General features: G+C 64.7%; 26 protein-coding genes. 14 read left to right on the top strand and 12 right to left on the bottom strand.

Features of this window, described 5'->3' with window-relative positions; translation table 11 throughout:
* Positions 1 to 19: 19 nt before the first annotated feature.
* The 4 genes from CK230_RS06780 to CK230_RS06765 all read right to left on the bottom strand — a co-directional run bounded on the left by CK230_RS06780 (position 20) and on the right by CK230_RS06765 (position 2,302).
* Complete coding sequence (locus CK230_RS06780) at positions 20 to 205, bottom strand: hypothetical protein (protein WP_095816374.1); 186 nt, start codon at positions 203 to 205, stop codon at positions 20 to 22.
* An 85-nt stretch (positions 206 to 290) separates the two neighbouring features.
* The gene (locus CK230_RS06775; RefSeq protein WP_095816373.1) at positions 291 to 1,148 is read right to left on the bottom strand and encodes a S49 family peptidase; all 858 of its coding nucleotides are present in this window, start codon (positions 1,146 to 1,148) and stop codon (positions 291 to 293) included.
* Between the two features lie 138 nt (positions 1,149 to 1,286).
* A complete protein-coding gene (locus tag CK230_RS06770) occupies positions 1,287 to 2,078 on the bottom strand; it encodes a methyltransferase (protein ID WP_095816372.1) in 792 nt (263 codons plus the stop codon).
* Positions 2,078 to 2,302, bottom strand: a complete 225-nt coding sequence (locus CK230_RS06765; RefSeq protein WP_040991013.1) for a DUF2007 domain-containing protein — start codon at positions 2,300 to 2,302, stop codon at positions 2,078 to 2,080. The genes CK230_RS06770 and CK230_RS06765 overlap by 1 nt, the downstream gene beginning before the upstream one ends.
* A 156-nt stretch (positions 2,303 to 2,458) precedes the next feature.
* Between CK230_RS06765 and CK230_RS06760 the strand changes: the two genes are divergently transcribed.
* The 5 genes from CK230_RS06760 to CK230_RS06740 all read left to right on the top strand — a co-directional run bounded on the left by CK230_RS06760 (position 2,459) and on the right by CK230_RS06740 (position 7,661).
* On the top strand, positions 2,459 to 3,472 hold the full coding sequence (locus CK230_RS06760; protein WP_095816371.1) for a polyprenyl synthetase family protein: 1,014 nt from the start codon (positions 2,459 to 2,461) through the stop codon (positions 3,470 to 3,472).
* 108 nt (positions 3,473 to 3,580) lie between these two features.
* Positions 3,581 to 4,246: a GntR family transcriptional regulator gene (locus tag CK230_RS06755; RefSeq protein WP_095816370.1), complete on the top strand. Its 666-nt coding sequence runs from the start codon at positions 3,581 to 3,583 to the stop codon at positions 4,244 to 4,246.
* A 395-nt stretch (positions 4,247 to 4,641) separates the two neighbouring features.
* Positions 4,642 to 5,247 (top strand): biotin transporter BioY, encoded by a 606-nt coding sequence (locus tag CK230_RS06750; RefSeq protein WP_095816369.1) that lies wholly within the window; start codon positions 4,642 to 4,644, stop codon positions 5,245 to 5,247.
* Positions 5,248 to 5,263: 16 nt separating this feature from the next.
* Positions 5,264 to 5,680 (top strand): DUF1284 domain-containing protein, encoded by a 417-nt coding sequence (locus CK230_RS06745; RefSeq protein WP_095816368.1) that lies wholly within the window; start codon positions 5,264 to 5,266, stop codon positions 5,678 to 5,680.
* 205 nt (positions 5,681 to 5,885) lie between these two features.
* Complete coding sequence (locus CK230_RS06740) at positions 5,886 to 7,661, top strand: tetratricopeptide repeat protein (protein ID WP_095816367.1); 1,776 nt, start codon at positions 5,886 to 5,888, stop codon at positions 7,659 to 7,661.
* Between the two features lie 412 nt (positions 7,662 to 8,073).
* Here CK230_RS06740 and CK230_RS06735 read toward each other — a convergent pair whose 3' ends face one another.
* Positions 8,074 to 8,535, bottom strand: a complete 462-nt coding sequence (locus tag CK230_RS06735) for a GNAT family N-acetyltransferase (protein WP_095816366.1) — start codon at positions 8,533 to 8,535, stop codon at positions 8,074 to 8,076.
* A 192-nt stretch (positions 8,536 to 8,727) separates the two neighbouring features.
* Between CK230_RS06735 and CK230_RS06730 the strand changes: the two genes are divergently transcribed.
* Complete coding sequence (locus CK230_RS06730; RefSeq protein WP_176480037.1) at positions 8,728 to 9,651, top strand: glycine--tRNA ligase subunit alpha; 924 nt, start codon at positions 8,728 to 8,730, stop codon at positions 9,649 to 9,651.
* Positions 9,652 to 9,747: 96 nt separating this feature from the next.
* Here the strand turns inward: CK230_RS06730 and CK230_RS06725 are convergent, their stop codons facing one another.
* Positions 9,748 to 9,930 carry a hypothetical protein gene (locus CK230_RS06725; protein ID WP_095816364.1) on the bottom strand — a complete coding sequence of 61 codons (183 nt, stop codon included), beginning with the start codon at positions 9,928 to 9,930 and terminating at the stop codon, positions 9,748 to 9,750.
* A 252-nt stretch (positions 9,931 to 10,182) separates the two neighbouring features.
* Between CK230_RS06725 and CK230_RS06720 the strand changes: the two genes are divergently transcribed.
* From CK230_RS06720 to CK230_RS33045, 3 genes are all read left to right on the top strand, one after another.
* Positions 10,183 to 10,584 carry a DUF559 domain-containing protein gene (locus CK230_RS06720; protein WP_095816363.1) on the top strand — a complete coding sequence of 134 codons (402 nt, stop codon included), beginning with the start codon at positions 10,183 to 10,185 and terminating at the stop codon, positions 10,582 to 10,584.
* Positions 10,585 to 10,652: 68 nt separating this feature from the next.
* A complete protein-coding gene (gene glyS, locus CK230_RS06715) occupies positions 10,653 to 12,962 on the top strand; it encodes a glycine--tRNA ligase subunit beta (RefSeq protein ID WP_095816362.1) in 2,310 nt (769 codons plus the stop codon).
* A 163-nt stretch (positions 12,963 to 13,125) separates the two neighbouring features.
* Positions 13,126 to 13,449 (top strand): ATPase, encoded by a 324-nt coding sequence (locus CK230_RS33045; RefSeq protein WP_176480031.1) that lies wholly within the window; start codon positions 13,126 to 13,128, stop codon positions 13,447 to 13,449.
* 97 nt (positions 13,450 to 13,546) lie between these two features.
* On the opposite strand, the gene CK230_RS06705 is transcribed toward CK230_RS33045, so the two are convergent.
* Together CK230_RS06705 and CK230_RS06700 are read right to left on the bottom strand one after the other, a co-directional pair.
* The gene (locus CK230_RS06705) at positions 13,547 to 13,936 is read right to left on the bottom strand and encodes a hypothetical protein (protein ID WP_095816360.1); all 390 of its coding nucleotides are present in this window, start codon (positions 13,934 to 13,936) and stop codon (positions 13,547 to 13,549) included.
* Between the two features lie 101 nt (positions 13,937 to 14,037).
* The gene (locus tag CK230_RS06700) at positions 14,038 to 14,571 is read right to left on the bottom strand and encodes a hypothetical protein (protein ID WP_176480030.1); all 534 of its coding nucleotides are present in this window, start codon (positions 14,569 to 14,571) and stop codon (positions 14,038 to 14,040) included.
* Between the two features lie 273 nt (positions 14,572 to 14,844).
* Between CK230_RS06700 and CK230_RS06695 the strand changes: the two genes are divergently transcribed.
* From CK230_RS06695 to CK230_RS06685, 3 genes are all read left to right on the top strand, one after another.
* Positions 14,845 to 15,807: an L-threonylcarbamoyladenylate synthase gene (locus CK230_RS06695; protein WP_245429838.1), complete on the top strand. Its 963-nt coding sequence runs from the start codon at positions 14,845 to 14,847 to the stop codon at positions 15,805 to 15,807.
* Positions 15,808 to 15,883: 76 nt separating this feature from the next.
* Positions 15,884 to 17,317, top strand: coding sequence for an FAD-binding oxidoreductase (locus CK230_RS06690; protein WP_095816358.1), 1,434 nt, complete (start codon positions 15,884 to 15,886; stop codon positions 17,315 to 17,317).
* A 185-nt stretch (positions 17,318 to 17,502) separates the two neighbouring features.
* Entirely contained in the window at positions 17,503 to 18,069 is a 567-nt protein-coding gene (locus CK230_RS06685; RefSeq protein WP_095816357.1) for a DUF6101 family protein, read from the top strand.
* 165 nt (positions 18,070 to 18,234) lie between these two features.
* Here the strand turns inward: CK230_RS06685 and ubiA are convergent, their stop codons facing one another.
* A complete protein-coding gene (ubiA, locus tag CK230_RS06680) occupies positions 18,235 to 19,218 on the bottom strand; it encodes a 4-hydroxybenzoate octaprenyltransferase (RefSeq protein ID WP_095816356.1) in 984 nt (327 codons plus the stop codon).
* A gap of 66 nt (positions 19,219 to 19,284) precedes the next feature.
* Positions 19,285 to 20,196 (bottom strand): LysR family transcriptional regulator, encoded by a 912-nt coding sequence (locus CK230_RS06675; protein ID WP_095816355.1) that lies wholly within the window; start codon positions 20,194 to 20,196, stop codon positions 19,285 to 19,287.
* 91 nt (positions 20,197 to 20,287) lie between these two features.
* Between CK230_RS06675 and CK230_RS06670 the strand changes: the two genes are divergently transcribed.
* Both CK230_RS06670 and purD read left to right on the top strand, forming a co-directional pair.
* Complete coding sequence (locus CK230_RS06670; protein ID WP_095816354.1) at positions 20,288 to 21,082, top strand: phytanoyl-CoA dioxygenase family protein; 795 nt, start codon at positions 20,288 to 20,290, stop codon at positions 21,080 to 21,082.
* A gap of 311 nt (positions 21,083 to 21,393) precedes the next feature.
* A complete protein-coding gene (purD, locus tag CK230_RS06665; protein WP_095816470.1) occupies positions 21,394 to 22,674 on the top strand; it encodes a phosphoribosylamine--glycine ligase in 1,281 nt (426 codons plus the stop codon).
* A 7-nt stretch (positions 22,675 to 22,681) separates the two neighbouring features.
* On the opposite strand, the gene CK230_RS06660 is transcribed toward purD, so the two are convergent.
* Positions 22,682 to 24,052 (bottom strand): alpha-glucosidase/alpha-galactosidase, encoded by a 1,371-nt coding sequence (locus CK230_RS06660; protein ID WP_095816353.1) that lies wholly within the window; start codon positions 24,050 to 24,052, stop codon positions 22,682 to 22,684.
* A gap of 20 nt (positions 24,053 to 24,072) precedes the next feature.
* Positions 24,073 to 25,743 carry an ABC transporter ATP-binding protein gene (locus tag CK230_RS06655; protein ID WP_095816352.1) on the bottom strand — a complete coding sequence of 557 codons (1,671 nt, stop codon included), beginning with the start codon at positions 25,741 to 25,743 and terminating at the stop codon, positions 24,073 to 24,075.

The following is a 25,743-nucleotide window of genomic DNA, read 5'->3' as shown; positions in this document are numbered from 1 at the left end:
GGCTGCTGGCGAGATGGCTTCAGTCCTTGGCGAGACGATATTCGCCGGTCTTGGGATCCTTGACCAGCGTGCCCATCGTGCCGTTCGCCGCCTGTTTCTCGGTGCGCCGGATCTTGGCCGTCACGCGCTCGGCCTCGCGCACGAAAGCGCGGTAGCCAAAGTAGGCGGCGGCGCCGACAACAGCGAAGAAAACGATCTGCGGCATCTCTAAAACTCCTCCCGCGCTTCTCGCGGCAAGGCCGGCCGAATGGCTCGGTCAAGCGATCATGCTATCCGCAATCATGGCTTTTTCAAAGCCCGAAGCGCGCCCACAGCGCGCGCTCTTCCGCCGCATCGAGGATGCCGTTTGCGGCTGCCGCGGCGATATCGGGCGCTGCAAAGCGCGAGCCGAACAAGCCGAAACGTCCAAACAGCCCGCGCGGCGCCGTGATCAGCTTGAGCTGCGTCTTGTCGCCGAAACGGGTCTTGAGCACGCTGCGCATATCGCCCAGAGCATCGACAAGGCCGAGCTCGAGGCCTTTCTTGGCAGTCCAGAACAGGCCGGTGAACAGGTCCGGATCGTCCTTCAGCTTGCTGCCGCGCCGCTCCTTGACGAGGTCGATGAAGGTCTCGTGCACTTCAAGCTGCAGCGCCTTCAGCCGCTCGACGTCCTCCTTCTTCTCGGGCTTGAACGGATCGAGCACGGCCTTGTTCTGCCCGGCGGTGTGGACGCGCCGCTCGACGCCGATCTTCTTCATAAGCTCGGGGAAACCGAACGAGGCGGAGACCACGCCGATCGAGCCGACGATCGACGACGGGTCGGCGAAGATCTCGTCGCCGGCGACCGCGATCATGTAGCCGCCGGAAGCCGCCACATCCTCGACGAAGACCAGCACCTTCTTGTTCTTTTCCGCCGCCAGGTCGCGGATGCGCTTGAAGATCAGCCGCGACTGCACCGGCGAGCCGCCCGGCGAATTGATCGAGATGGCGACCGCCGGCGCGTCGAAGCCGAATGCCTTTTCGATGAGGCCGGCCGTCGAGGCGAGCGACAGGCTCGGCCGGAACTGGCCGCCGCCGGCCATGATGGCGCCTTGCAGCCGGATGACCGGAATGGTGACGACTGTCGAGCGCCAGGATTTCGGCAGCAGGCGGTTGAAAAGGCGTTTCACGAACGGGTGTCTCCGGACAAGATGCAAAGGAGCAGGATAGGATCAGGCACGTCGGTAATGTCTTTCGGGCGCGATGTCACCTTGCCTGCCATGTAGGCATTTGCCGGCCAACGGCAATGCCGCATCGCCAGCCCCGGATCAATCGCCGAACAGCGATGCCAGGCCGTTGTTGATCATTTCCGTCCGCTCGCTCGGCGCGTTTCCGGATGGCCCGTGCAAGGCGAGCGGCGGGCGGATCGACAGTTTCCCGCGCCCGCCGAGCACCGCCCTGACGACGATGCGGATCGCCGCCGCCTCCGGATGCGGATGCACGCACAGCATCTCGGCATCGCCGAAGCGCCCCTCGATCGCATCGAGAATGGCCACTAGCTGCTCGGGCCTGGCGATGATGGCCAGCCCGCCACGCGGCCTGACGATGGCGGCAGCGCTCCTGATCCAGCGCTCGAACAGCCCGTCCTCCGTCACATGCGCCTGACGGCGCAGCGCATCCGGCGTCGAGCGGTCCTGCGCCGCGTTGAAAGGCGGGTTCATGATGACGAAGTCGAAGGAATTGTCGGCAAGCCCGGCCTCAGTGCGCGCCCGGCCGGTCAGCGTCACGTCGGCCGTCAGCACCGAGGCGCGGTCGCCGAGATGCGCATTGCCGGGATGCGACAGCGTGGCGGCGGCGAATCCCGCCATTTCGGCCGAGCGCTCGACGAGCACGGCCCGCGCCGACTGACACCGCGACAGCACGGCAAGGGCAGCGGCGCCGGCGCCGGCGCCGAAATCGGCGAGCCGGCCGGAAAAGCCGGACGGCACCGCGGCCGCCAACATCATGGCGTCCATGCCGGCGCGATGGCCGCCGCGGCTCGGCTGCACCAGCCAGAAGCGGCCGCGATGGAAGGCATCGACCGTGTGCGCCGGTGTATCTGGGGCGATCGTCGCAGCCATTATTTCTGGCGGATCTCGTTCTCGATGCCGGCATCCTTGAGGATGCGGCGCGCCACATCGGCCTTGTCGGCGTCGACCATGACGCGCTTCTGCAAAAGGCCGATCGACCCTTCGAGCACGCTCATATTCTGGTCGGCGACGAAACAGGCGATGCCGGCGTCGCGCATGAGCGATTCGACAAAGGAGATCACGACGGCGTCATTGGTGCGGACAAGCTCGATCATGGAACGAAAATCGCAGGTTGTGGCGTTCGTGTAAACGTGCGGGTGGACACAGCGTCGGCCAAACCGCGCCAATTCGCCTCTTGCCGTGCCCGGTTGTGCCGCCCTAGAGTCGGCGCGGGATCAAGGGTACGCGTCAAATTGACGGGAGTTGTCGTGGTGGGTGTCGTTCTCAACATCGAAGGCAAGCGGGAACCCGCTTCCATCAAGGATCTGATCGATCTGACGGCCGCCGACATGGGACGCGTCAACGAGCTGATCCTGTCCAAGGCCGGCTCCGACGTCGAGATGATCCCGGAGATCGCCAACCACCTGATCTCTTCCGGCGGCAAGCGTCTGCGGCCCATGCTGACGCTGGCCGCCGCGCAGATGTTCGGCTATTCCGGCGAAGGCCATGTCAAGCTCGCGACCGCGGTCGAGTTCATGCACACGGCGACGCTTCTGCATGACGACGTGGTCGACGAGAGCGCGCTGCGCCGCGGCAAGAAGACGGCGCGCATGATCTGGGGCAACCAGGCGAGCGTTCTGGTCGGCGATTTCCTGCTCGGCCAGGCCTTCCGCATGATGGTCGAGGTCGGCTCGCTGGAAGCCCTCGACATCTTGTCGGCCGCCGCCTCCATCATCGCCGAAGGCGAGGTGATGCAGCTTGCCGCCGCCAAGAACCTCGACACCACCGAGGACGAGCATTTCGCCGTCATCAAGGCCAAGACCGCGGCGCTGTTCTCGGCCGCCGCCGAAGTCGGGCCGGTGATCGCCCAGGCCTCGCGCACCGACCGCGCCGCATTGCGCTCCTACGGCATGAATCTCGGCCTTGCCTTCCAGCTCATCGACGATGCGCTGGACTATGGCGGCTCCAGCAAGGATCTCGGCAAGAATGTCGGCGACGATTTCCGCGAGGGCAAGGTGACGCTGCCGGTGATCCTTGCCTACCGGCGCGGCACCAAGGCCGAGCGCAGCTTCTGGAAGCGCGCCATCGAGGAGAACGTCACCGACGATGCCGGGCTGGAAAAGGCGATCGGCCTGATGGCGCGCCACGGCGCCATCGCCGACACGATCGGCCGCGCCCGCCATTTCGGCGAGATCGCCCGCGACGCCCTGGCGCCGCTGGAAGCGACGCCGCAGAAGTCGGCGCTGATCGACGTCATCGATTTCTGCATCAGCCGGGTGAACTGAGCCTGCTCAGCCTTCCCTGCGCCTGCCTGGCATCCGCCGGGCGGCGCGCCTGTGAATCCCGGTCCGGCCGTCTCGACAAAGGGCGGCGCGGCAAATTATCTATAAAATATGGCCAGCACAGAAGACACCATCGCGGTCCGCATCAGCAAGGAACTGGCGGACCGCATCATTTCGGGCGCGATCGAGCCCGGGTCGCGGCTGCGCCAGGACCATGTCGCCGAGGAATTCAACACCAGCCATGTCCCGGTGCGCGAGGCCTTTCGCCGCCTCGAGGCTCAAGGCTTGGCGATCAGCGAGCCTAGGCGCGGCGTGCGCGTCGCGTCCTTCGATCTCGGCGAGGTCCGGGAAGTGGCCGAGATGCGCGCCGCGCTCGAAGTGCTGGCGCTGCGCCATGCCGCGCCGCATCTGACCGCGTCGATCCTCGACCAGGCCGATGAGGCCACCAAGGCCGGCGACAAATCCCGCGACGTCCGCTCCTGGGAAGAGGCCAACCGCACCTTCCACCGGCTGATCCTGGCGCCCTGCAACATGCCGCGCCTGCTCTCCACCATCGACGACCTGCACGCGGCCAGTGCCCGCTTCCTGTTTGCGGCCTGGCGCTCGGAGTGGGAGACCCGCACCGACCAGGACCACCGCGCGATCCTTAGCGCGCTGAGGCAAGGCAACACCGAATCCGCCGCCACGACGCTCGGCCGCCACGTGCAATGGATCGGCCAGAAACCGGTCAAGACCGCCTCCGGCAGGACCCGCGACGCCTTCGCCATCGTCGGGTGACAGTCGGCGATCAACCGAGGCCTCTCAACGTCGTCATCCACGGATGATGTTGGCTCGACCTCCGCACCGTCGTCATTCCAGGGCGGAGCAAGGAGCGAAGCGACGCGCGCAGACCCTGGAATCCATGCCGTGACCTATGAGCTTCGAGGCAATCCAGACAATGGCACCCGTGCGCCGGCGGAGACAGTCCCTTCTGCACCGCTGCATTCTTCGGCCCGCGTAACGGAATGGATTCTAGGGTCTGCGCGCGTCGCTCCGCTCCTTGCTCCGCCCTAGAATAACGAAATGCGGGGCCCGTTCCAGGTCAATGCTTGCCATCGTCGCGAAAATATGGATTCGATAATAGATCGAATAAAGAAATTATCTATAATTTCACACAAGCTAGGGAAGACACCGTGACCAACGCAGCCATTTCCACCCAAAAACCCTCTTTCAGCCCACTGCGGCTGCACAGCCGTTCGCTCGCCTGGCAGATCGGCGCCGTCGTTCTTGGCTCGCTGTTCCTGGCGCTGTCCTCCTATATCGAGGTGCCAATGGTGCCGGTTCCTGTGACCATGCAGACCTTCGCCGTCACGCTGGTCGGCGCGCTTTACGGCTGGCGCTTCGGCGCGCTCACCATCGCCGCCTGGCTGGTTGAAGGCGCGGCCGGGTTTCCAGCGCTGGCTGGCGGGGCGGCCGGCCTCCAGCATTTCGTCGGCCCGACTGGCGGCTACCTGTTCTCGTTCCCGGTTGTCGGCGCCGTCGTCGGCTGGCTGGCCGAGCGCGGCTGGAACGGCAACCGCGTCATGCTTGCCTTCGCCGCCATGCTCATTGGCAACCTGCTCTGCCTGGTACTGGGCACAGCCTGGCTTGCCGTCATGATCGGCGCCGAGAAAGCCATCACCTTCGGCTTCCTGCCCTTCATCGTCGGCGGCCTGCTCAAGTCGGCGCTGGGCGCGGCGACGCTGAAGCTGTTTTCGGGCAACCGGCCGGCCGACCCCGGTAAGTCGCCAGGTAGATGACCGGACCCGACACCAGATGACCGTCAGGCTGCGCGCCCATCATCTGCTCTGCCTGCTGACCTATGTCGGCAAGGGCTACTCGCCGGCCTTCACCGCCAATTATGACGTGGTGGTGAAGCGCCTGGCCGGCGGCGAGGATATTTTGATCGTTTCCGGCCCGGACGACATCTGCGCCCCGCTGCTCAATGAGTCAGAGCCGCACTGCCTGGGCGAAAGCGCTGCCGGGCGGGATGACGTCGCGGCTCGCGATGTCGGCGCTCTCCTCGGACAGCCGATCCAGGCCGGAGACCGGTTCGTGCTGGATGCCTCCGCACTGGCAAGGATGCGGAAGGCTTTTTCCGCCGGCCTGACGCGCCAGGCGTGCTCCGGCTGCGAATGGTCCGGCCTGTGCGACATCGTTGCCGCCGACGGGTTCAGCGATACGCGTCTGTAGGCAACCCGGTACCACATGCGGCGTCCCGGACCTATGCGAGGGGACTTTTTGTTGGCGCGGCATCGTTTTTTAATCCGGATGATTGCATTGTGATTCGCTTGCCGATTGAAGCCTGACCGCAAAAAGGCCATGCTTTGACCGGAAAAGTTCGAGTCTGTGGGGCGGTCCTCCAAGGGCGGGATTGCATCTGGCTGAAAGGGATACGATGCGGCAAGGACGTGCGCGCTGGCTGACGAGGCTGGCATTTTTGACCGGAGTGGCGCTTTGGGTGCTGCCGGTCCAGGCCAAGGAAGAAGCCAAACCGCTGCAGATCACGTCTTTCTCGGGCGCCTATCTTGCGGCCCATATCGCCGAAAGCGACAACGACCTCGACGACGCGATCGCCTATTACAAGCAGGCGCTGGCCTTTGCCCCCGACGACAAGGAGCTGCAGCAGAGCCTGATGCTGGCGCTTGTCTCGCAGGGCCGGTTCGAGGAATCGCTGGTCTATGCCGACAAGCTGAAGGAAGTGCCCGATGTCGAGCGCTTCTCGCGCCTGGCGCTGGCCATCGATTCCTTCCACAAGAAGGACTATGCCAAGGCGCAGTACTGGCTGAAGCTGTCGCTCGAATCCGACCTCGACCGGTTGCTCTCCGGCGTCATGGACGGTTGGGCCAAGCAGGGCGCCGGCAATGCGTCCGAGGCCATGGATGCCATCGACAAGCTGAAAGGCCCCGATTGGTTCAGCCTGTTCAAGTCGTTCCACCGCGCGCTGATCGCCGATGCCGCCGGCCTCGGCGACAAGGCCGATGCGATCTACGCCGCCACGCTTGCCGACACCGCGGCCGGCGGCTCCGCGCCCGAAACCTGGATGCGCAATGCCCAGGCTTATGCCTCCTTCCTCGCCCGCAAGGGCGACAAGTCGAAGGCTGAGGCGGTGCTGAACCAGGCCGAAGCCTTCGCCCCGGGCAAGCTCGAAATCACCACGCTGCGCGACCCCATCGCCAAGGGCGACAAGATCGAGCCGCTGGTCGCCAGCCCGGCCGACGGCGCGTCCGAAATCCTCCTCGACCTTGCCACCGCGCTCAACCGCGGCGGCGGCGAGCCTTTCGTGCGGCTTTACCTGCAATACGCGCTGGCGCTGAAGCCGGACAGCGACGCCGCGTTGGTGCAGCTTGCCGCCGTTGCCGAGCAGCTGAAGGACGGCGAGGGCGCGGTCGCGCTCTACCGCCGTATTCCGGCATCCTCGCCGCTGAAAGAGCTCTCCGATCTGCAGATCGGCCTCAACCTTGCCGATCTCGACAAGCATGACGAGGCGATTTCCCACCTCAAGGCCTATCTCGACAAGCACCCGGCCGACATGCGCGCCTATCTGGCGCTTGGCGGCGTCTATGGCTCGAAGGAAGATTTCCGCTCGGCCGCCAATCTCTATGACAAGGCCGTCGAGCAGCTGAAGACGCCGACCGCAGCCAACTGGAACATCTTCTACCAGCGCGGCATCGCCTATGAGCGGCTGAAGGAATGGCCGAAGGCCGAACCCAATTTCCGCAAGGCGCTGGAGCTACAGCCCGACCAGCCGCAGGTCATGAACTATCTCGGCTATTCCTGGGTCGACATGAACATGAACCTCAAGGAAGGCCTGGCGATGATCCAGAAGGCCGTGGATCTGCGGCCGAACGACGGCTACATCGTCGATTCGCTGGGCTGGGCTTACTTCCGCATGGGCCGCTTCGACGACGCCGTGCGCGAGATGGAGCGCGCCGTCTCGCTGAAGCCGGAGGATCCGGTCCTCAACGACCATCTCGGCGATGCCTACTGGCGCGTCGGCCGCAAGCTCGAGGCCACCTATCAGTGGACCCAGGCGCGCGACCTGAAGCCCGATCCGGATGTGCTCGCCACCTTGCAGCGGAAGCTGCTCAAGGGCCTGCCGCCGATCGAGTCCAACACCGCGCAGGAAACCCCGAAGGTGAAGCCGGACCCGACGCCCGCGCCGAAGGGCTGAGCGACTTTCGTCGACGTTCAAGAATGCGGGGCTCGTCGAGCCCCGTTTTTCGTTTCGGCTCGGCCGAGCTTGGGTAGGTTCGACCCCACTTTGGAGATTGGCCTAGACGCCTATCGCGATCGTCATCCACGGGCGGAGCAAGGAGCGAAGCGACGCGCGCAGACCCGAGGATCCATCCGTGACTTTCGAACTCTGCAGCGGTGCAGAATTCTGCTCCGCTGCACCCTTCGATCAGGGTCACGGAATGGATTCCAGGGTCTCCGCGACGCCGCTTTCGCGGCTGCTCCGCCCTGGAATGACGAGGTTCGAGCGGCTTCGGCCAATCCTCGGCTTTGTGCCGATTTCAGGGAAGTCACCGGCGAAGATCTCGCCCCGCGACCAAAGCGACTTTTAAAATCCCTGAATCCAGGAGCTAGAACATCTTTCTGTAAACCACGAACCCGGACTTCTCGCCGACCTTGTCGTAGAGCTGCATCGCCGTGTGGTTCGTCTCATGCGTCAGCCAGTAGACGCGGTTCGCGCCCGCTCGGCCGGCGCGTTCGTAGACGCCTTCGATCAGCGCCCTGCCGACTCCCTGGCCGCGCGCGGCCTGCGTGGTGAAGAGATCCTGCAAATAGCAGCTCGGCGCGATCGATGTCGTCGAGCGATGGTAGAGATAGTGGACGAGGCCGAGCAGACTGCCTTCGCGCTCGGCCACCAGCGCATGCACCGGCTCATAGGCGTCGAAGAAACGCGACCAGGTCATCTGCGTGATCTCGCCGGCAAGCGCCGTTGGGCCGGAGCGACCGTAAAATGCGTTGTAGCCGTCCCACAGCGGCAGCCACTGTTCGTAATCCTGCCTTGTGACAGGGCGGACGGTAAGTTGACCGGACATGGCGAAACCTCTGTCATTGACGTGGAACGGAGCAAACGGCGACCCACGCCCGACGGCAATGGGCCAGCCTGCCGCAAAGCTTTCCGCCTTGCCGGTCGTGAGCCACTGCCTTGACGCTCGCCGGCTCGACAACTAGGGAAGCGTCATCCTGCGCTTTCCGAGGCCGCCGTGACCATCGAAATCCCCGCACATATGCATCCCAGCCGCTCCTTCCAGGGGCTGATCCTGACCTTGCACAATTACTGGGCCGACTATGGTTGCCTCATCCTGCAGCCTTACGACATGGAAGTCGGCGCCGGCACCTTCCATCCGGCCACCACCTTGCGCGCGCTCGGTCCGCTGCGCTGGAACGCCGCTTACGTCCAGCCCTCGCGCCGGCCGAAGGACGGCCGCTATGGCGAGAACCCCAACCGCCTGCAGCATTATTACCAGTACCAGGTGATCCTGAAGCCCAATCCGCCGAACCTGCAGGAGCTCTATCTCGGCTCGCTGGAAGCGATCGGCGTCGATCCGCTGCTGCATGACATCCGCTTCGTCGAGGACGATTGGGAAAGCCCCACGCTTGGCGCCTGGGGGCTTGGCTGGGAGTGCTGGTGCGACGGCATGGAAGTCTCCCAGTTCACCTATTTCCAGCAGGTCTGCGGCATCGAATGCGCGCCGGTGGCGGGCGAGTTGACCTACGGGCTGGAGCGGCTCGCCATGTATGTGCAGGGCGTCGACAATGTCTACGACCTGAATTTCAACGGCCGCGAGGGTGCCGAGAAAGTCACCTACGGCGACGTCTTCCTGCAGGCCGAGCAGGAATATTCGCGCCACAATTTCGAATTCGCCAACACCGCGATGCTGCTGAGGCACTTCGAGGACGCCGAGGCCGAGTGCAAGGCGCTGCTCGATGCCGGCACGCCGAAGCCGAGCGACAATCTGGCCATGCACCGCATGGTCTTTCCGGCCTACGACCAGTGCATCAAGGCAAGCCATGTCTTCAACCTGCTCGACGCGCGCGGCGTGATCTCGGTCACCGAGCGGCAAAGCTATATCCTGCGTGTGCGCAACCTGGCCAAAGCCTGCGGCGAGGCGTTTCTGAAGACACGGGCAGGCGGGCTGGCGGCGGCTTAGAGCAATTCCAGGAAAAGTGCGTAGCGGTTTTCCGTCCGGAATCGCGTCAAAACAAGATAGAGCGAATTCACCGTTGCCGTGAAACGGTGGATCGCTCTAGGCCGGTACGGCTTTCAGGGTCTCGGTGGCGGCGCCGGCCGGCAACACGATCTGCGCGGTCGCGCCGTCGATCGTGCGCATGGCCTGCCTCACCCCCGGCATCGTGATCACGCCGTGCATCTGGGCGGCGAAGCAGGCGCTGAGCGCCAGGATCTGCAGGGTTCTCGATGCCGTCTTCATTGTCGTTCAGCCAATAGGTCTCCGCCTGAGCGTGTGTCGCTTCAGCGCCGTGTTCGGTTCATGGGGTGTCTGCACTTAGGACGGGTGGACCCGCCCGGTCCCGACGAAGACCTGAAAATTTCCTGAAATCGATCGAAATGGGGATCGGCATGCAGGGTGACAGGGGCCGGCCGAGTTGCTATGCGCTCTTACCTCCCCCTTGATGGGGGAGGTCGCCGCGAAGCGGCGGGTGGGGGTGACTGGCGCTTCCCTATGCCAAAACTTGACCGTTTCAAGTTGCAGTCCGCACGAAGGCTTCGCGCCTCGATGACGGACGAAGAACGACTGCTGTGGCGGCACCTGTGGCGCATCCCGGTCGAAGGGACACATTTCCGCCGACAGGCGTCTGTGGGCGCCTATTACCCCGACTTCTTATCCCATCGGCTGAAATTGATTATCGAGGTGGATGGCTCCCACCACAGTGCCGATGATCAACTTCGCCATGATGAAGTTCGAACACGATGGTTTGAAAGCCAGGGCTATCGCGTCGTCCGCTTCTGGAACCATGAGATAAAAAACGAACTGGATTCCGTGCTCGATACAATTTATGCGGCGGTGGAAGAACGGAAATCACACCTGCATCTGCGCGATGGTGCCGAAGGTATTGGCGGCTGAGAGGCCGTCACCCCGCCCCGGCGCTACGCGCCGACCCTCCCCATCAAGGGGAGGGTGGGAGCCTAATCATGCCTGACCTGCTTCTAGAACTTCGCTCGGAAGAGATTCCAGCCCGCATGCAGCGCAAGGCTGCCGGCGACCTCAGGAAGATGCTGACCGACGGTCTGGTCGAGGCGGGTCTCACCTATGAGGCGGCGCGCGAATATTGGACGCCGCGGCGCCTGGCGCTCGACATCCGCGGCCTGACGGCGCGCTCGAAGGACATTCGCGAGGAGATCAAGGGTCCCTCGACCACGGCGCCCGAGCAGGCGGTGCAGGGTTTCCTGCGCAAGGCCGGCCTGTCATCGATCGCCGAGGCGCATGTCCATTCCGATCCGAAGAAGGGCGATTTCTATCTCGCGCACATCTCGAAGCCGGGCAGGGCGGCCGAAGAGATCATCGCCGAGCTGGTGCCGGGCATCATCAAGAGCTTCCCCTGGCCGAAATCGATGCGCTGGGGGCCGGCCTCGGCGAAGCCCGGCTCGCTGCGCTGGGTACGGCCGTTGCAGTCGATCGTCTGCACCTTCGGCCCGGAGACCGAGGAGCCGGTCGTGGTCGATTTCGAGATCGACGGCATCCGCGCCGGCAACATCACCTATGGCCACCGCTTCCATGCGCCGGGCCCGATCACCGTGCGCCGCTTCGACGACTATGTGGCGAAGCTCGAAGCGGCCAAGGTCGTGCTCGACGCGGACCGGCGCAAGGAGATCATCCTGGCCGATGCCCGCAACATTGCCTTCGCCAACGGCCTCGACCTCGTCGAGGACGAGGGCCTGCTGGAGGAAGTCTCCGGCCTGGTCGAATGGCCGGTCGTGCTGATGGGCGAGTTCGAGCAGGATTTCCTCACCATTCCGGGCGAGGTCATCCGCCTCACCATCCGCGCCAACCAGAAATGCTTCGTCACCCGGCCACAGGGCGCGTCCGACGATCTGTCCAATCGCTTCATCCTGGTCGCCAACATCGAGGCGAAGGGCGGCGGCAAGGAGATCGCCTACGGCAACGGCAAGGTGGTCAGGGCGCGCCTGTCCGATGCGCTCTATTTCTGGAGGACCGACCAAAGCGACCTGCCAGATCTCGATCAACTGGGCGTATCAGCGGCGAAGTTCGACCTGGATCTGAAGAAGCCGCTCGACCAGCGCATGGCGCGGCTCGACCATCTCAACGTGACCTTCCATGCCAAACTCGGCACGCAAGGCGCGCGCGTTGAGCGTATCAAGCGCCTGGCCGAGGAACTGGCGCCGGTGGTCGCGAAGTCGATCTCCCCCCTTGAGGGGGAGATGGCCGGCAGGCCAGAGGGGGTCGCCGCGCGTGAAGCGCCAGCGTCTTCCGCAACGACGGACAGCCTCGGCATTCTACGTGAGACGACCCCCTCTGTCGCCTTCGGCGACATCTCCCCCTCAAGGAGGGAGATTACCGCGCTTGTCGCCCGCGCGGCGGTGCTCGCCAAGGCCGATCTGCAGACCGAAGTGGTTGGCGAGTTTCCGGAACTGCAAGGCGCCATGGGCCGCAAATACGCGCTGCTGCAGGACGAGCACGCATCGGTGGCCGCGGCCGCCGAGGAGCATTATAAGCCGCAGGGTCCGTCCGACCGCGTGCCGACCGATCCGGTCTCGGTCGCGGTCGCGCTCGCCGACAAGCTCGACACGCTGACCGGCTTCTGGGCGATCGATGAGAAGCCGACCGGCAGCAAGGATCCGTTCGCGCTCCGCCGAGCTGCGCTTGGCGTGGTCAGGATCCTCATCGAGAACCGGATTCGCCTGGCGCTGGCGTCAGTTTTCGCTAAGGCCTTTGCAAATTTCAAAGGCGGCGCGGATCAGTCGTCCGACCTCCTTGCCTTCTTCCACGACCGCCTGAAGGTCTACCTCCGCGACCAGGGCGCGCGGCACGATCTGATCGACGCCGTCATCACGCTGCAGTCCGACGACCTGTTGCAGATCGTGCGCCGCGTCGAGGCGCTGGGCTCCTTGCTCGACACCGACGAAGGCAAGAACCTGCTCGCCGGCACCAAGCGCGCCGCCAACATCCTGGCGGCGGAAGAGAAGAAGAAAACGGCTGTGGCCGAGACCGTTGAGTCGGCTCTGTTCCGCGAGGACGCGGAAAAGAAGCTCTATGCCGCGGTGAATCAGGCCGAGAAGGAAGCCGGCCAAGCAATTCAAAACGAAGATTTTTCCGGCGCCATGCTGGCCCTTAGCGTGTTGCGCGAACCGGTTGATTCATTCTTTGAAGGCGTTCTCGTGAATGATGAGGACCAGGCCGTGCGCGCCAACCGCCTGGCGCTGCTTGCCCGCATCCGCGCCGCCACCGATCAGGTCGCGGATTTTTCAAAGATCGTCGGCTGACCGCGAAGAAATCGCGCGGTTGAGGCCTGCTCGTATTCGCTAGTGTACGGGCAGGCTTGAACAATTTTGCGTCCGAAATTTAATGCGCCGGAGTCGGCTTACAGTCATACGGCGATGACCTCTGCATGGGACAAAGATACGTTCCCAAACACGGAGGCATGCCATGAATTCCGTTGACGATATCGACCTGATTGAAGAGACCCCGGCCGCCGCCGAGGGCATCGAATCCACTTCCGAAAATCTCCTCGACCACGCCGCTGCGGCGGCGGTCGAATCCGCCGGTCCTTCCGAAGACGACGAAGAGGAGGCCATCGCCTCGACTGACGCCGAGTCGGAAGACGAGGATGAAGATGACGACGAAGACGAAGACGATGACGCCGACGAAGAAGCCAAGGCCTCGGGCGACGAGTCCGATGACGAGGATGAAGACGGCGACGAGGATGAAGAGGACGCCGACGAAGATGATGACGAAGAAGAAGCGGCCTGAGCCGTCTCCTGTCGTGTGAGGCATGAGGGGCGGCGCGTTGAGCGCGTCGCCCTTTTCGTCAGGCTAGGCTCGTCAGTCCTCCAGGAAGATTGACCTCTCAATCTTCCACTATGCTGACCCGCACGCTGTCGGAATAGACATCCACCTCGATCAACGGTTCGCCATTGACGATGGCGCGCCTTGTGGCGCTGCTCATGGCGCCGCCGCGTTCCAGCATGCGCTGCAGGTCGGCGCGCGAGCCGTCGCTGCGGAACCAGGGATCGCCCTGGTCGTCGCCGTCGCGCCGGTGGAACTTGTGCCAGTTGGCGCGGTCTTGCCGCACCATCTGCGCCGCGCTGCTCAGCGGATAGCCGTCGCTGGCCCGATGATCGCGATCGGAAATCCGCGCGACGTAAGAGCCGAGCATATCGTCGGCCCGCGCCGAACCCGCGCCCAGCACTGTTGCCGCCACCAGCCCGGCAACGGCCATTGCTTTCGAAACAGTCATGAAACCCCCCTTTGAAATGCCAGTGCTATCGTGCCCGATCCCGATGACGGGATTCGGACAGTGCCAAGCGCCTAGCATATCGGGATGGCGTCCAGTGTGATTTACATCGCCTTGCCGACGCGCGGCAGCTGCTGGGCATTTTGCGGCTGGGCCTGTGGCTGCGCGCCGCCCGACGCATTGGCTGTAGCGGTCGGCTGGCTGCCGGCCTTGTCGTTGCCGTTCGAAGCGGACGCGGTGCCGTCGGCAGGCGTTGCCGGCGAAGTGCCGTTTGCCGGCGTGGTGGCCGCCGGCGTGGTGGCCGCGGTTGCCGGCGTTGCGGGCTTGGCCGATGCGGTCGCGGCAGGCGTTGCGAAGGCGCCGCCGACAATGCCGCCGCGGATGATCATCGGCGCCGGCTGATGCCCGGGCTTTTCGGGAATAGCCGCGACCTTTTCGTCGGTGACGGCGGGCATGGGGTAGTCGCCGAGCGCAATCAACGATGGCGCGGAGAGCGCCGACAGCTTGGCCGGATCGATCGCGTCCAACTTGACCACTGAAGGCGTCGAGGTCGAGACGCCGAGCGCGACGATCGACGAAGCATGCGCCGCGCCGTTCATTGCCAAAAGGCTTATGCCGAACGCTCCGAGCAAACGCATGACGAAAACTCCCCAGCCCGTAACCACCGGCCCGCACCTTAACGCCGGCAAATTGAAGCCGGCTTGCGCGGAAACTTAACATTTTAGGGATTGATAAATCGCCAATGCGCGCACTTGCCCGATGGATGCGGCCGTATTACGGGACCGGCATGTCTAAAGCGCGTCGCGTTGAAATGGATTCAATCGACGCGCTTTAGGTTTTGTTTCATGCATGTTGTTGTCCCAAAACCGCTGCACACTATTGGGCAACATGCATCAGGACTGGTGGCGAATTTGGCTGAGATATTGGCGGTTGGCGAGGCGCTTGAGCGGGCTTTGGCGTTGCTTCAAGCCGGCGACGTCGTCGCCATCCCGACCGAGACGGTTTACGGCCTGGCAGGTGATGCCACCAACGGCGTCGCCGTTGCGCGCATTTTCGAGGCCAAGGGCCGGCCACGCTTCAACCCGCTGATCGCCCATGTCGCCGATCGCGCGATGGCCGACCGCATCGCCGGCTTCGACCCGCTCTCGGCAAGATTGGCCGAAGCCTTCTGGCCCGGCCCGCTGACGCTGGTGCTGCCGCAGCGCGCGGACAACGGCATCCATCCGCTGGTCACCGCGGGGCTGGACACGATCGCGCTGCGCATGCCGCGCGGGTTCGGCGGCGAGCTGATCGCGCGGCTCGGCCGGGCGCTCGCCGCCCCCAGCGCCAATTCGTCCGGAAAGATCAGTGGCACGACGGCGCAAGCGGTCGCCGCCGATCTCGGTGACAGGATCAAGCTGGTCGTCGATGGCGGCGCCACGCTCGTCGGCCTGGAATCGACCATTCTCAAGGTCGAGCATGGCAAATTGCGGCTGCTCAGGCCCGGCGGCATCGGCGCCGAGGAGATCGAGGCGGTGGCCGGCGCGAAACTGGTGCGTGGCGCTGCCGGCATCGAAGCGCCCGGCATGCTCGCCTCGCATTACGCGCCGGGTGCGGCGATGCGGCTGAACGTGGAGAAGATTGCCGAAGGCGAGGCGTTGCTCGCTTTCGGCGGCAAACGCGCCTGGGGCTGGGAACAGGCCGTTGCGCTGCGCAATCTTTCCGAGAGAGGCGACCTGCGCGAGGCGGCAAGCAACCTTTTTGCGGCCATGCAGGCGCTCGACCGCAGCGGCGCCACGACCATCGCTGTCGAACCGATCCCGTTCGAGGGCCTGGGCGAGGCGATAAATGACCGCCTTGCCCGTGCTGCCGCGCCACGCGGCAAGACTGGCTGATCTATCGCTTTGTTTTGATGCAATTCCGGACGGAACCGTTTCGCACTTTTCCTGGAATTGCTTTAGGTTCTGACCCATGAACGATCAGCCCTTCGACCTCGACCCTGCCGTCATCGACCGCTTCGCGGCAATCGTCGGCGACAAATATGCGCTGCGCGATCAGGCCGACATCGCGCCCTACATCACCGAGCGGCGCGGCCTCTGGCATGGTCGCACATCGCTGGTTCTGAGGCCGGGCAGCGTCGAGGAGGTGAGCCGCATCATGCGCCTTGCGACCGAGACCGGCACGCCGATCGTGCCGCAGAGCGGCAATACGGGCTTGGTCGGCGCCCAGGTGCCGGACAAATCCGGCCACGACATCGTGCTGTCACTGTCGCGGCTGAACCGCATCCGCGAGATCGATGTCCTGTCGAACACAGTGACGGCCGAGGCCGGCGTCATCCTGCAGACGCTGCAGGAGGCCGCCGACGCCGCCGACCGGCTGTTTCCGCTCTCGCTCGCCGCGCAAGGCTCCTGCCAGATCGGCGGCAATCTCTCCTCCAACGCCGGCGGCACCGGCGTGCTTGCCTATGGAAATGCGCGTGAGCTCTGCCTCGGCGTCGAGGTGGTGCTGCCGACCGGCGAGGTCTTCGACGATTTGCGCAAATTGAAGAAGGACAACACCGGCTACGACCTGAAGAACCTCTTCGTCGGCGCCGAAGGCACGCTCGGCGTCATCACCGCCGCAGTGCTGAAGCTGTTCCCGAAGCCGAAGGGCAGGGAGGTCGCCTTTGCCGGCCTGCCGTCGTCCCCTAAGGACGCGCTTTCGTTGTTCACCTTGGCGATGGATAGGGCCGGCGCCTCGCTCACCGCTTTCGAGCTGATCGCCAGAAGGCCTTACGATTTCACGCTGAAGCACGGGCAAGGTATCACCCGGCCGCTGGCCGACGACTGGCCGTGGTATGTGCTGATGCAGATCTCGTCCGGACGCTCTGAAGAGGACGGCAAGGCGCTGATCGAGGAGATCCTTTCGGCCGGCCTCGAGCAAGGCATCGTCGGTGATGCCGTGGTGTCGGCAAGCCTGGCCCAGGGCGATGCCTTCTGGAATTTCCGCGAGACGCTGCCCGAATGCCAAAAGCCCGAGGGCGCCTCGATCAAGCACGACATCTCCGTGCCGATCGCCTCGATCCCGGACTTCATCGAAAAGGCGGCCGGCGTGGTGGAGACTGTCTGCCCCGGCGCGCGCGTGGTTTGCTTCGGCCATATGGGCGACGGCAATCTTCACTACAACATCTCGCGCCCCGTGGACTGGCAGGACGAGCCGTTCCTCGAGCTCTACCACCCGATGAATAAGGCCGTGCACGATGTCGTGCGCTCCTTCCACGGCTCGATCTCGGCCGAGCACGGCATCGGTCAGTTGAAGCGCGACGAGCTCATCGCCACGGCGCCGCCGATGGCCATCGACCTGATGCGTCGCGTGAAGGCCGCCTTCGATCCGGCCGGCATCATGAATCCCGGTAAGGTTATCTGATCCTTCCCCTAGCTGATGGTCGGTCGCATTCCGATAACCATCGGCTCCGATCAGCAAAATTTAACCGAACTTCTTAAGCGCGACGGTAAGAAGCCAGCGCTAATGCTTCTTCCCATAACGAGGCCGGAAAACCGGCCCTGAGAGAACCGGAAAACGGCCCTCAGGAGTAACAGGGAAGACATTCGATGAACACTGGACTGAAGCCAGTCTGGGCCGGGCGCAACATGCGTCTCGACCCGTTTCGCCTGCCCCAGATGGTGAGCTATGCCACGCGCGACGACTATGGCGATGTCACCTTCACCATCGACCAGCGTGGCGCCGTCATCCGCCGCATGCTGGAGATGAGCGGCGTGCCGGCGATCATCGCGCTGCCCGCCAAGGCGTTCCGCGGCGTCGCGGCGCGGGCCTTGGAAGATCCGGACGGCAACGTCACGGTGACGCTCGAGCTCCTGCACAATGATCCGATGCTGTCGGTGCCGCTGCTGGTCGCCGATGATCTTGAGGACGTCGCCGCCGACTGGCGCGCCTGGGCCGACGCCTATCGCCTGCCGATGCTTTTGATCGAGGCCGACGGCATCGCCCGTACGCTGGAAGAATCGCTCGGCGCCGCCATCAAGGCGCGGACGCCGCAGGAGCGCCGCAAGGGCCGTGTCTCCACCACGCGCCGCCCGCGCTTCCTCGCCCGCCGCAAGGCCGGCAACCTTGGCCTGAGGCTTGTCATCGACGGCCAGGAGATCATTGCAAGGGAGTAGTGCGACCTTCCCCTTCTCCCCTTGTGGGAGAAGGTGTCGCCGAAGGCGACGGATGAGGGGTGCTCCAGAGAAAGCCAGCGTCTCACTTCGCTGGAACACCCCTCATCCGTCTCGGCGCTGCGCGCCGATCCACCTTCTCCCACAAGGGGAGAAGGAAAAAGCCCGCTACACCAGCGGCTTCAGCCATATCCACACCGACCCGCCGATCAGCCCGAGGAAGATCAGCCAGCCGACCTGGTTGTTCGATTTGAACAGCTTCAGGCACTGGTCCCCATTGTTGATGTCTAGCCGGATGATCTGGCGCGCCATATGCGCGCCGGCGGCGATCAGGCCGGCCAGCGCCACGATCGGCACCTGCGCCGAGGCAAAGGCGATGGCGAAGCAGATCAGCGCGCCGCCATAGAGCCCGGTGAGCCACATCTTGGTGTTGTCGCCGAACAGCCGCGCCGTCGAGCGCACGCCGACGATGGCGTCGTCTTCCTTGTCCTGATGCGCGTAGATCGTGTCGTAGCCGATCACCCACAGGATCGAGCCGATATAGAGCATGATCGCCGGGTCATCGATGTCGCCGAACTCGACAGCCCAGCCCATCAGCGCGCCCCAGGAGAAGGCCAAGCCCAGCACGAATTGCGGCCAGTTGGTGATGCGCTTCATGAAGGGATAGACCGCGACGATCGCGAGCGAAGCGACGCCGAGCGGAATGGCGAAGCTGTTGAACTGCAGCAGCACGGCCAGGCCCACCAGCGCCTGGATGATGACGAAGATCCAGGCCTGGCGCCGCGTCACCTTGCCGGCGGGCAGCGGGCGCGAGCGGGTGCGCTCGACCTGATTGTCGATGTCCTCGTCGGCGAGGTCGTTATAGGTGCAGCCGGCGCCGCGCATGGCGACGGCGCCGATGAAGAACAAAAGCAGGTACCAGGGCGCTGGAAGCAGCGTCAGCAGCGGGTCGGTCGGGCGCGGATAGGCGCCCGCGGCAAGTGCTGCCGACCACCAGCAGGGCCAGAGCAGCAGCTGCCAGCCGATCGGCCGGTCCCAGCGCGCCAGCTGCGCATAGGGCCACAGCCAGCGCGGCAGCACGCGGTAGACCCAATGGCCGCTCGGCGCGTCGGCGACACGGCCCTGGATCGCTTTCGACTGGACGGTTTCCATCACGTTGGAGTGGCAGCAGCAGGCGGCCCCGTCAAGCGGCCGCAATGTCGCTCAAGCGCCGAAACCTCAGGCGGTGAAAACATCGTGACCGGCGAACCATGCCTTGGCGACGTCGATGAAGGCCACGGCCGCCTTCGACAGGCGCTGGCGCGTGTCATGCGTCAGGATGATGCGCTGCATCGGCAGCGCGTCGGAGAGAGGCTTTAAGACCAGCGGCAGGCCGTCATAGCTGCGGTCGCCATACGGCCTCGTATAGCTGACCGCGACGCCGAAGCCGTTGGCCACCATGGAGCGCTGCAGCTCGAACGAGCTGGTCGTCGCCCGCGCGACCGGCGACAGACCGCGGCTGAGGAAGAGGTCCAGCATGTGCTGCCAGCTGTGCGGCTGGTCCGTGGTGATCAGCGGATGCTGGGCTAGCTCCGCCAGGCTGACGGAATGCTTGTCCGCCAGCACATGGCCGGCGGGCAAAAGCGCGTGCGGTCGCAATTCATGCAGCAGGACGCGCTTGAAATGGCCGGGAAGGCCGAGATCGTAGGTGAGGCCGAGATCGACGGCGCTGTCGGCCAGGCGCCGTCCCAGCGTGTCGAAGGTCTCGTGGCCGATGACGACGGTGACGGCCGGGCAGCGCTCGGCAAAGGCACGCATCAGCGCCGGGGCGAAATAGGGCGCCAGGTCCTCGAAGCAGCCGAGCACCAGCTCGCCGCCGATATCGGCGTCGCGCGATCCGAGCGCCGCCAGCTCGTCCGCCTCGCCCAGCACCTGCCTTGCCTTGGCGACGGCCCTGCGGCCGAAGGATGTCAGCGCAACGCCGCTGCCCCGATGGCGCACGAAGAGTTTCTGGCCAAGCGCGTCCTCGACATGGTCGATCGCCACCGAGATGGACGGCTGCGAAACGTTCAACGCCTGGGCCGCCATGGTCACGCTGCCATAGCGGGCCACGGCAACGACATAGCGCAATTGGGTCAGCGAGAACTTCATAGATGAAAACTATAAGTGAAATGACAAGTTATTATTTTACGTGATGTGACGCTCTTGCGATAGTCGGTCATCGAACAAGCAGGAGAGCACGATGGCCAGCCCGAAAATCGACGCCGCGACGATTGCCGATTACCAGCGCGACGGCGCGGTCTGCATCCGCGGCGCCTTCAAGGACTGGGTCGACGTGATCGCGGACGGCATCGAACGCAATATCGAGAATCGCAGCGCCACGGCATCCGACATCGCCGGCGGCAAGGGCAGCTTCTTCGACGACTACTGCAACTGGGAGCGCATCCCGGAATTCGTCAGGATCGTCAGGGAATCGCCGGCCGCCGAGCTTGCCGCCGCCGTCATGCAGTCGCGCAGCGCGCAGTTCTTCCACGACCACGTCCTGGTCAAGGAGCCGGGCACGCAGAAGCCGACGCCGTGGCACCAGGACATTCCCTATTACTTTGTCGACGGCAGCCAGACGGTTAGCTTCTGGATCCCGATCGATCCGGTGAAGGAGGCGACGCTGCGGCTGATCGCCGGCTCGCACAAATGGGAAAAGATGGTGCTGCCGGTGCGCTGGCTGAACGACGCCAATTTCTATGCCGGCGAGGGGGACTATTTGCCGGTGCCCGATCCCGACCGCGATCCTTCGATGAAGGTGCTGGAATGGGAGATGCAGCCGGGCGATGCCATCCTGTTCGATTTCCGCACCGCACATGGCGCGCGCGGCAATCTGACGGCGGCGCGGCGCCGGGCGCTGTCGCTGCGCTGGGTGGGCGACGACGCGCATTATGTCGAGCGTCCCGGCCGCACCTCGCCGCCCTATCCGGGCCACGACATGAAGCCCGGCCAGAAGCTGCGCGAGGACTGGTTCCCTGTTATCTATCAGAGCTGAGCGGCCCTGCCTCGTCATCCACGGGCGGAGCGGGAGCGAAGCGGACGCGCAGACCCGAGGATCCATTCCGTGACCTCGAAGCGCCGCAACGGTGCAGAATTCTCTGCCATTTGCATCCTCCGGCTAAGTCTGCGCCGCGTCGCTTCGCTCCTTGCTTCGCCATAGAATGACGAGGTTGGGGCGACTTCAATCAATCCCCGGCGTTTGCGCTGCTTTCCCGTGCGCAATTGCCGCCAAAATGCCAAGACGCCTTGACCCGCCGCGCGCGGACCAATAGCGGGGTCGGGGGAGACGATCAGCAAGAGGTGGCCATGAACGTTCTTCTTCTCGGCTCGGGTGGCCGCGAACATGCGCTCGCCTGGAAGATCTCCGCCTCGCCGCTGCTGGCGAAGCTTTATGCCGCGCCCGGCAATCCGGGCATCGGCCGTGTCGCCGAGCTGGTGAAGCTGGACGTTGCCGACCATTCCGCCGTCGCCGCCTTCTGCCAGGAAAAGAAGATCGACCTCGTGGTGGTCGGCCCGGAAGGCCCGCTGGTCGCGGGCATCGCCGACGACCTGCGTGCCTGGGGCATCCGCGTCTTCGGCCCTTCCAAGGCGGCGGCCCGGCTGGAGGGCTCGAAGGGTTTTACCAAGGATCTCTGCGCGAGGTTCAACATCCCCACCGCCGCCTATGGGCGCTTCGGCGATCTCGCTTCGGCCAGGGCCTATGTCGAGAAAGTCGGCGCGCCGATCGTCATCAAGGCAGACGGGCTCGCCGCCGGCAAGGGCGTCACCATCGCGATGACTTCTGATGAGGCGAACGCCGCGCTGGAGGCTTGTTTCGACGGCGCATTCGGGGCCGCCGGCGCCGAGGTCGTGGTCGAGGAATATCTCACCGGCGAGGAGGCAAGCTTCTTCTGCCTGTGTGACGGCGCCACGGCTCTCCCCTTCGGCACCGCGCAGGACCACAAGCGCGTCGGCGACGGCGATACCGGGCCGAACACCGGCGGCATGGGCGCCTATTCGCCGGCGCCGGGGATGACGCCCGAAATGACCGAGCGCACCATGCGCGAGATCATCGAGCCGACCATGCGCGGCATGGCCGAACTCGGCGCGCCCTTCGCCGGTATCCTCTTCGCCGGCCTGATGATTACCGACCAGGGCCCGAAGCTGATCGAGTACAACACCCGCTTCGGCGATCCCGAATGCCAGGTGCTGATGATGCGGCTGAAGGACGACCTGCTCGTCCTGCTCAGCGCCGCCGTCGACGGCCAGCTCGCGCACATGTCGATCCGCTGGAGCGACGCGGCGGCGCTGACCGTGGTGATGGCGGCAAGGGGCTATCCCGGCACGCCGGAAAAGGGCTCCGTCATCCGCGGCCTCGACGAGGCCGAGCGTGATGGCGCCCAGATTTTCCACGCCGGCACCGCCGTCAATGGCGGGGCGCTGGTCGCCAATGGCGGCCGCGTGCTCAACGTCACCGCGCTTGGCAAGACGGTAGGCGAGGCGCAGGCCAGGGCCTACGCGGCAATCGATCACATCGACTGGCCGCAGGGCTTCTATCGCCACGACATCGGCTGGCAGGCCGTGGCACGCGAGAAGGCCGGCGCGTAATCCGGCCTCAGGCGGCCGCGCTCTTTCGTCCGCCACGCGCCCAGGCGGGCAGCCAGTCGCCATGCGCGGCAAGCAGGTCGTCGACCAACGACCAGATCTGGTCGAGGTCGAGCTCGGCCGCTGTATGCGGGTCCATCATCGCCGCGTGGTAGATGTGCTCGCGGTTCTCGCTCATCAGCGCCCGCACCGTCAGCTCCTGCACATTGATGTTGGTGCGGATCAGCGCCGTCAGCTGCGGCGGCAGGTCGCCAATGTAAGTCGGCTGAATGCCGGAAGCGTCGACCAGGCACGGCACTTCCGCCGCGCAGTCGAAAGGCAGCGAGGTGATGCAGCCATTGTTGCGGACATTGCCATAGATCACCGACGGCTCGCCGGTCCACACGGAGTTCATGATCGAGGAGGCATATTCCCTGGACTGCTCGACCTCGATCCGGTCGGCCGAGCGGTAGGCTTCCGCCTGGCCCTTCCAGCGCTCGATCTGCTCGATGCAGCGTTTTGGATATTCATCCAGCGGAATGCCGTATTTCTCGATCAGGTCGGGGCGGCCGTCCTTGATGAAATAGGGCGTGTATTCGGCGAAATGCTCCGAGCTCTCGGTGACGAAATAGCCGAGCCGGGTCAGCATCTCGTAGCGCACCTTGTTCGGGCAGCGCGGGTTCCAGCCCGGCTTCGGCGCACGGCCTTCGCGATAGGCGCGCACGAGATCGGGATAGAGGTCGCGGTAGGAGCCGTCGGCCTGGCGATGCTCGAACTTCAGGTAGAAGGCCATGTGGTTGATGCCAGCCGAGCGGTAGCGGATTTCTTCGTAGGGAAGGTCGAGGTCGTGCGCCAATTCCATCGCCGTGCCCTGCACCGAGTGGCAGAGCCCGACCTGCTTGATCGTGGGGAATTTCTCGGCGATCGCCCAGGTGTTGATCGCCATCGGGTTCACATATTGCAGCATGATCGCCTCCGGGCAGACGGCGAGTATGTCCTCACAGATCTTCCACAGATGCGGCACGGTCCTGAGGCCGCGCATGATGCCGCCGACGCCGAGCGTGTCGGCGATGGTCTGGCGCAGGCCGTATTTCTTCGGTACCTCGAAATCGGTGACGGTGCAGGGCTCGTAGCCGCCGATCTGGAAGGCGACGACGACGAAGTCGGCCCCTTGCAGCGCCTTGCGCTGGTCGGAATAGGTCTCGGCCTTCGCCTTGACGCCGAGCGTCGCGATCAGCTTGTTGACGACGACGGCGCTTTCTTCCAGCCGCTGCGGATTGATGTCCATCAGCGCGATCGTCGCGCCCGACAGCGCAGGCCGCTGCAGCACGTCGCCGACGATGTTTTTCATGAACACCGTCGAGCCGGCGCCGATGAACGCGATCCTGGGATTTCTAGCCACTGTAAGCCTCCGGCACTTTTCTACGCCACCTCGAAAGCGGCCCTGACGAGCCGTTCGGTGTAGGCGGTCTTGGGATTGGAAAGGACCTCGTCGACGGGTCCCTGTTCGACGATCCTGCCGTGCTGCATGACGATGACGCGGTGGCACAGCGCCCGCACCACCTTGAGGTCGTGCGAGATGAACAGATAGCTGAGGCCGCGCTCGTCCTGCAGCTTGCGCAGCAGGTCGATGATCTGCGCCTGGACGGAAAGGTCCAGCGCCGAAGTCGGCTCGTCGAGCAGGATGAATTCAGGCTCCAGCGCAATGGCCCGCGCGATCGCGATGCGCTGCCGCTGGCCGCCGGAGAATTCATGCGGGAAGCGCGACAGGATGTTACCCGGCATGCCGGCGCTGACCAGCGCCTCGCGCACCCGCTCGACCCGTTCGCGCCGCGTCGCGCCCAGCTTGTTGACGACCAGCCCTTCCTCGATGATCTGGCCGATCGTCATGCGCGGATTGAGCGAGGAGAACGGATCCTGGAAAACGATCTGCATGCGCGAGCGCAGCGGCCGCATCTCTGCGCGCGCGAGCTTCTCAATCGGCTGGCCGTCGAAGCGGATTTCGCCGCGCTTGGCATCCTGCAATCTGAGCAGGGCCTGGCCGAAGGTCGTCTTGCCGGAGCCGGATTCGCCGACCAGCCCCAGCGTCTCGTGGCGGCAGAGTTTTAAGTCGAGATCGTCGACCGCGACCAGCTCGCGCCAGTCCGGCTTCAGGAACGAACCGTGGCGCAGCATGAAGCAGACGCGCACGCCGTTCGCCTCGAGGATGGCGCCGGAACCCTCAGGCAGCGGCTGCGGCCGCCCATGCGGTTCGGAAGCGAGCAGCCGCTGTGTGTAGGGATGCTGGGGATTGGCGAAGAGCCGCTCGGTGACGTTGTGCTCGCGCATCTCGCCATGCTGCATGACATAGACGTAGTCGGAGAATTTGCGCACCACGGTGAGGTCGTGGGTGATCAGGATCACCGCCATCTTCAGCTCTTTCTGAAGATTGCGGATCAGGTTCAGGATCTGCGCCTGCACCGTGACGTCGAGCGCCGTGGTCGGCTCGTCGGCGATCAGCACATCGGGGTCGTTGGCCAAGGCCATGGCGATCATGACGCGCTGGCGCTGGCCGCCGGAGAGCTGATGCGGATATTGCTTGAGCCTTGCCTCCGGCTCGGGGATCTGGACATGCTTGAGGAGCTCGAGCGCCCGCGCCCAGGCTTCCCTGCGGCTCACCCTGCGGTGCACCCGGATCGCCTCGACGATCTGGCTGCCGACCGTATAGATCGGGTTGAGCGAGCTCATCGGTTCCTGGAAGATCATCGAGATGCGGTTGCCGCGCAGCTTGCGCCGGGCGGCCTCGGGGAATTTCAGGATATTCTGCCCGAGATAGTCCACGCTCGAGCGTGGCGACACCGTCGCCCGCCGCGACAAGAGCCCCATCACGGTGCGTGCCGTCACCGATTTGCCGGAACCGGACTCGCCGACGATGGCGATGGTCTCGCCGCGATAGAGCTGGAACGAGACGTCCTTCACCGCCTCGACGGTGCCGTGCTCCACCTTGAACGCGACCTCGATGTTGCGCGCGTCGATGATGGGCTGTTCATGGCGCCCGGCATGGTCGAGCCGGACGGCGGGTGCGAAATTATCTGCGAGCGCGATCGTCGTCAT

The organism is Mesorhizobium sp. WSM3859, from assembly GCF_002295065.1.
Lineage (GTDB): Bacteria > Pseudomonadota > Alphaproteobacteria > Rhizobiales > Rhizobiaceae > Mesorhizobium.
Note: the sequence above shows the minus strand (reverse complement) of the source record. Positions and strands in the feature narration are given on the sequence as shown.

What these genes read in the sequence shown, in the direction of transcription:
- CK230_RS06780 (WP_095816374.1), bottom strand. Translation starts at nt 205, where the DNA reads ATGCCGCAGATCGTTTTCTTCGCTGTTGTCGGCGCCGCCGCCTACTTT.
- CK230_RS06770 (WP_095816372.1), bottom strand. Translation starts at nt 2,078, where the DNA reads ATGGCTGCGACGATCGCCCCAGATACACCGGCGCACACGGTCGATGCC.
- CK230_RS06765 (WP_040991013.1), bottom strand. Translation starts at nt 2,302, where the DNA reads ATGATCGAGCTTGTCCGCACCAATGACGCCGTCGTGATCTCCTTTGTC.
- CK230_RS06755 (WP_095816370.1), top strand. Translation starts at nt 3,581, where the DNA reads ATGGCCAGCACAGAAGACACCATCGCGGTCCGCATCAGCAAGGAACTG.
- CK230_RS06745 (WP_095816368.1), top strand. Translation starts at nt 5,264, where the DNA reads ATGACCGTCAGGCTGCGCGCCCATCATCTGCTCTGCCTGCTGACCTAT.
- CK230_RS06740 (WP_095816367.1), top strand. Translation starts at nt 5,886, where the DNA reads ATGCGGCAAGGACGTGCGCGCTGGCTGACGAGGCTGGCATTTTTGACC.
- CK230_RS06735 (WP_095816366.1), bottom strand. Translation starts at nt 8,535, where the DNA reads ATGTCCGGTCAACTTACCGTCCGCCCTGTCACAAGGCAGGATTACGAA.
- CK230_RS06730 (WP_176480037.1), top strand. Translation starts at nt 8,728, where the DNA reads ATGCATCCCAGCCGCTCCTTCCAGGGGCTGATCCTGACCTTGCACAAT.
- CK230_RS06725 (WP_095816364.1), bottom strand. Translation starts at nt 9,930, where the DNA reads ATGAAGACGGCATCGAGAACCCTGCAGATCCTGGCGCTCAGCGCCTGC.
- CK230_RS06720 (WP_095816363.1), top strand. Translation starts at nt 10,183, where the DNA reads ATGCCAAAACTTGACCGTTTCAAGTTGCAGTCCGCACGAAGGCTTCGC.
- glyS (WP_095816362.1), top strand. Translation starts at nt 10,653, where the DNA reads ATGCCTGACCTGCTTCTAGAACTTCGCTCGGAAGAGATTCCAGCCCGC.
- CK230_RS33045 (WP_176480031.1), top strand. Translation starts at nt 13,126, where the DNA reads ATGAATTCCGTTGACGATATCGACCTGATTGAAGAGACCCCGGCCGCC.
- CK230_RS06705 (WP_095816360.1), bottom strand. Translation starts at nt 13,936, where the DNA reads ATGACTGTTTCGAAAGCAATGGCCGTTGCCGGGCTGGTGGCGGCAACA.
- CK230_RS06700 (WP_176480030.1), bottom strand. Translation starts at nt 14,571, where the DNA reads ATGCGTTTGCTCGGAGCGTTCGGCATAAGCCTTTTGGCAATGAACGGC.
- CK230_RS06690 (WP_095816358.1), top strand. Translation starts at nt 15,884, where the DNA reads ATGAACGATCAGCCCTTCGACCTCGACCCTGCCGTCATCGACCGCTTC.
- CK230_RS06685 (WP_095816357.1), top strand. Translation starts at nt 17,503, where the DNA reads ATGAACACTGGACTGAAGCCAGTCTGGGCCGGGCGCAACATGCGTCTC.
- ubiA (WP_095816356.1), bottom strand. Translation starts at nt 19,218, where the DNA reads ATGGAAACCGTCCAGTCGAAAGCGATCCAGGGCCGTGTCGCCGACGCG.
- CK230_RS06675 (WP_095816355.1), bottom strand. Translation starts at nt 20,196, where the DNA reads ATGAAGTTCTCGCTGACCCAATTGCGCTATGTCGTTGCCGTGGCCCGC.
- CK230_RS06670 (WP_095816354.1), top strand. Translation starts at nt 20,288, where the DNA reads ATGGCCAGCCCGAAAATCGACGCCGCGACGATTGCCGATTACCAGCGC.
- purD (WP_095816470.1), top strand. Translation starts at nt 21,394, where the DNA reads ATGAACGTTCTTCTTCTCGGCTCGGGTGGCCGCGAACATGCGCTCGCC.
- CK230_RS06655 (WP_095816352.1), bottom strand. Translation starts at nt 25,743, where the DNA reads ATGACGACGATCGCGCTCGCAGATAATTTCGCACCCGCCGTCCGGCTC.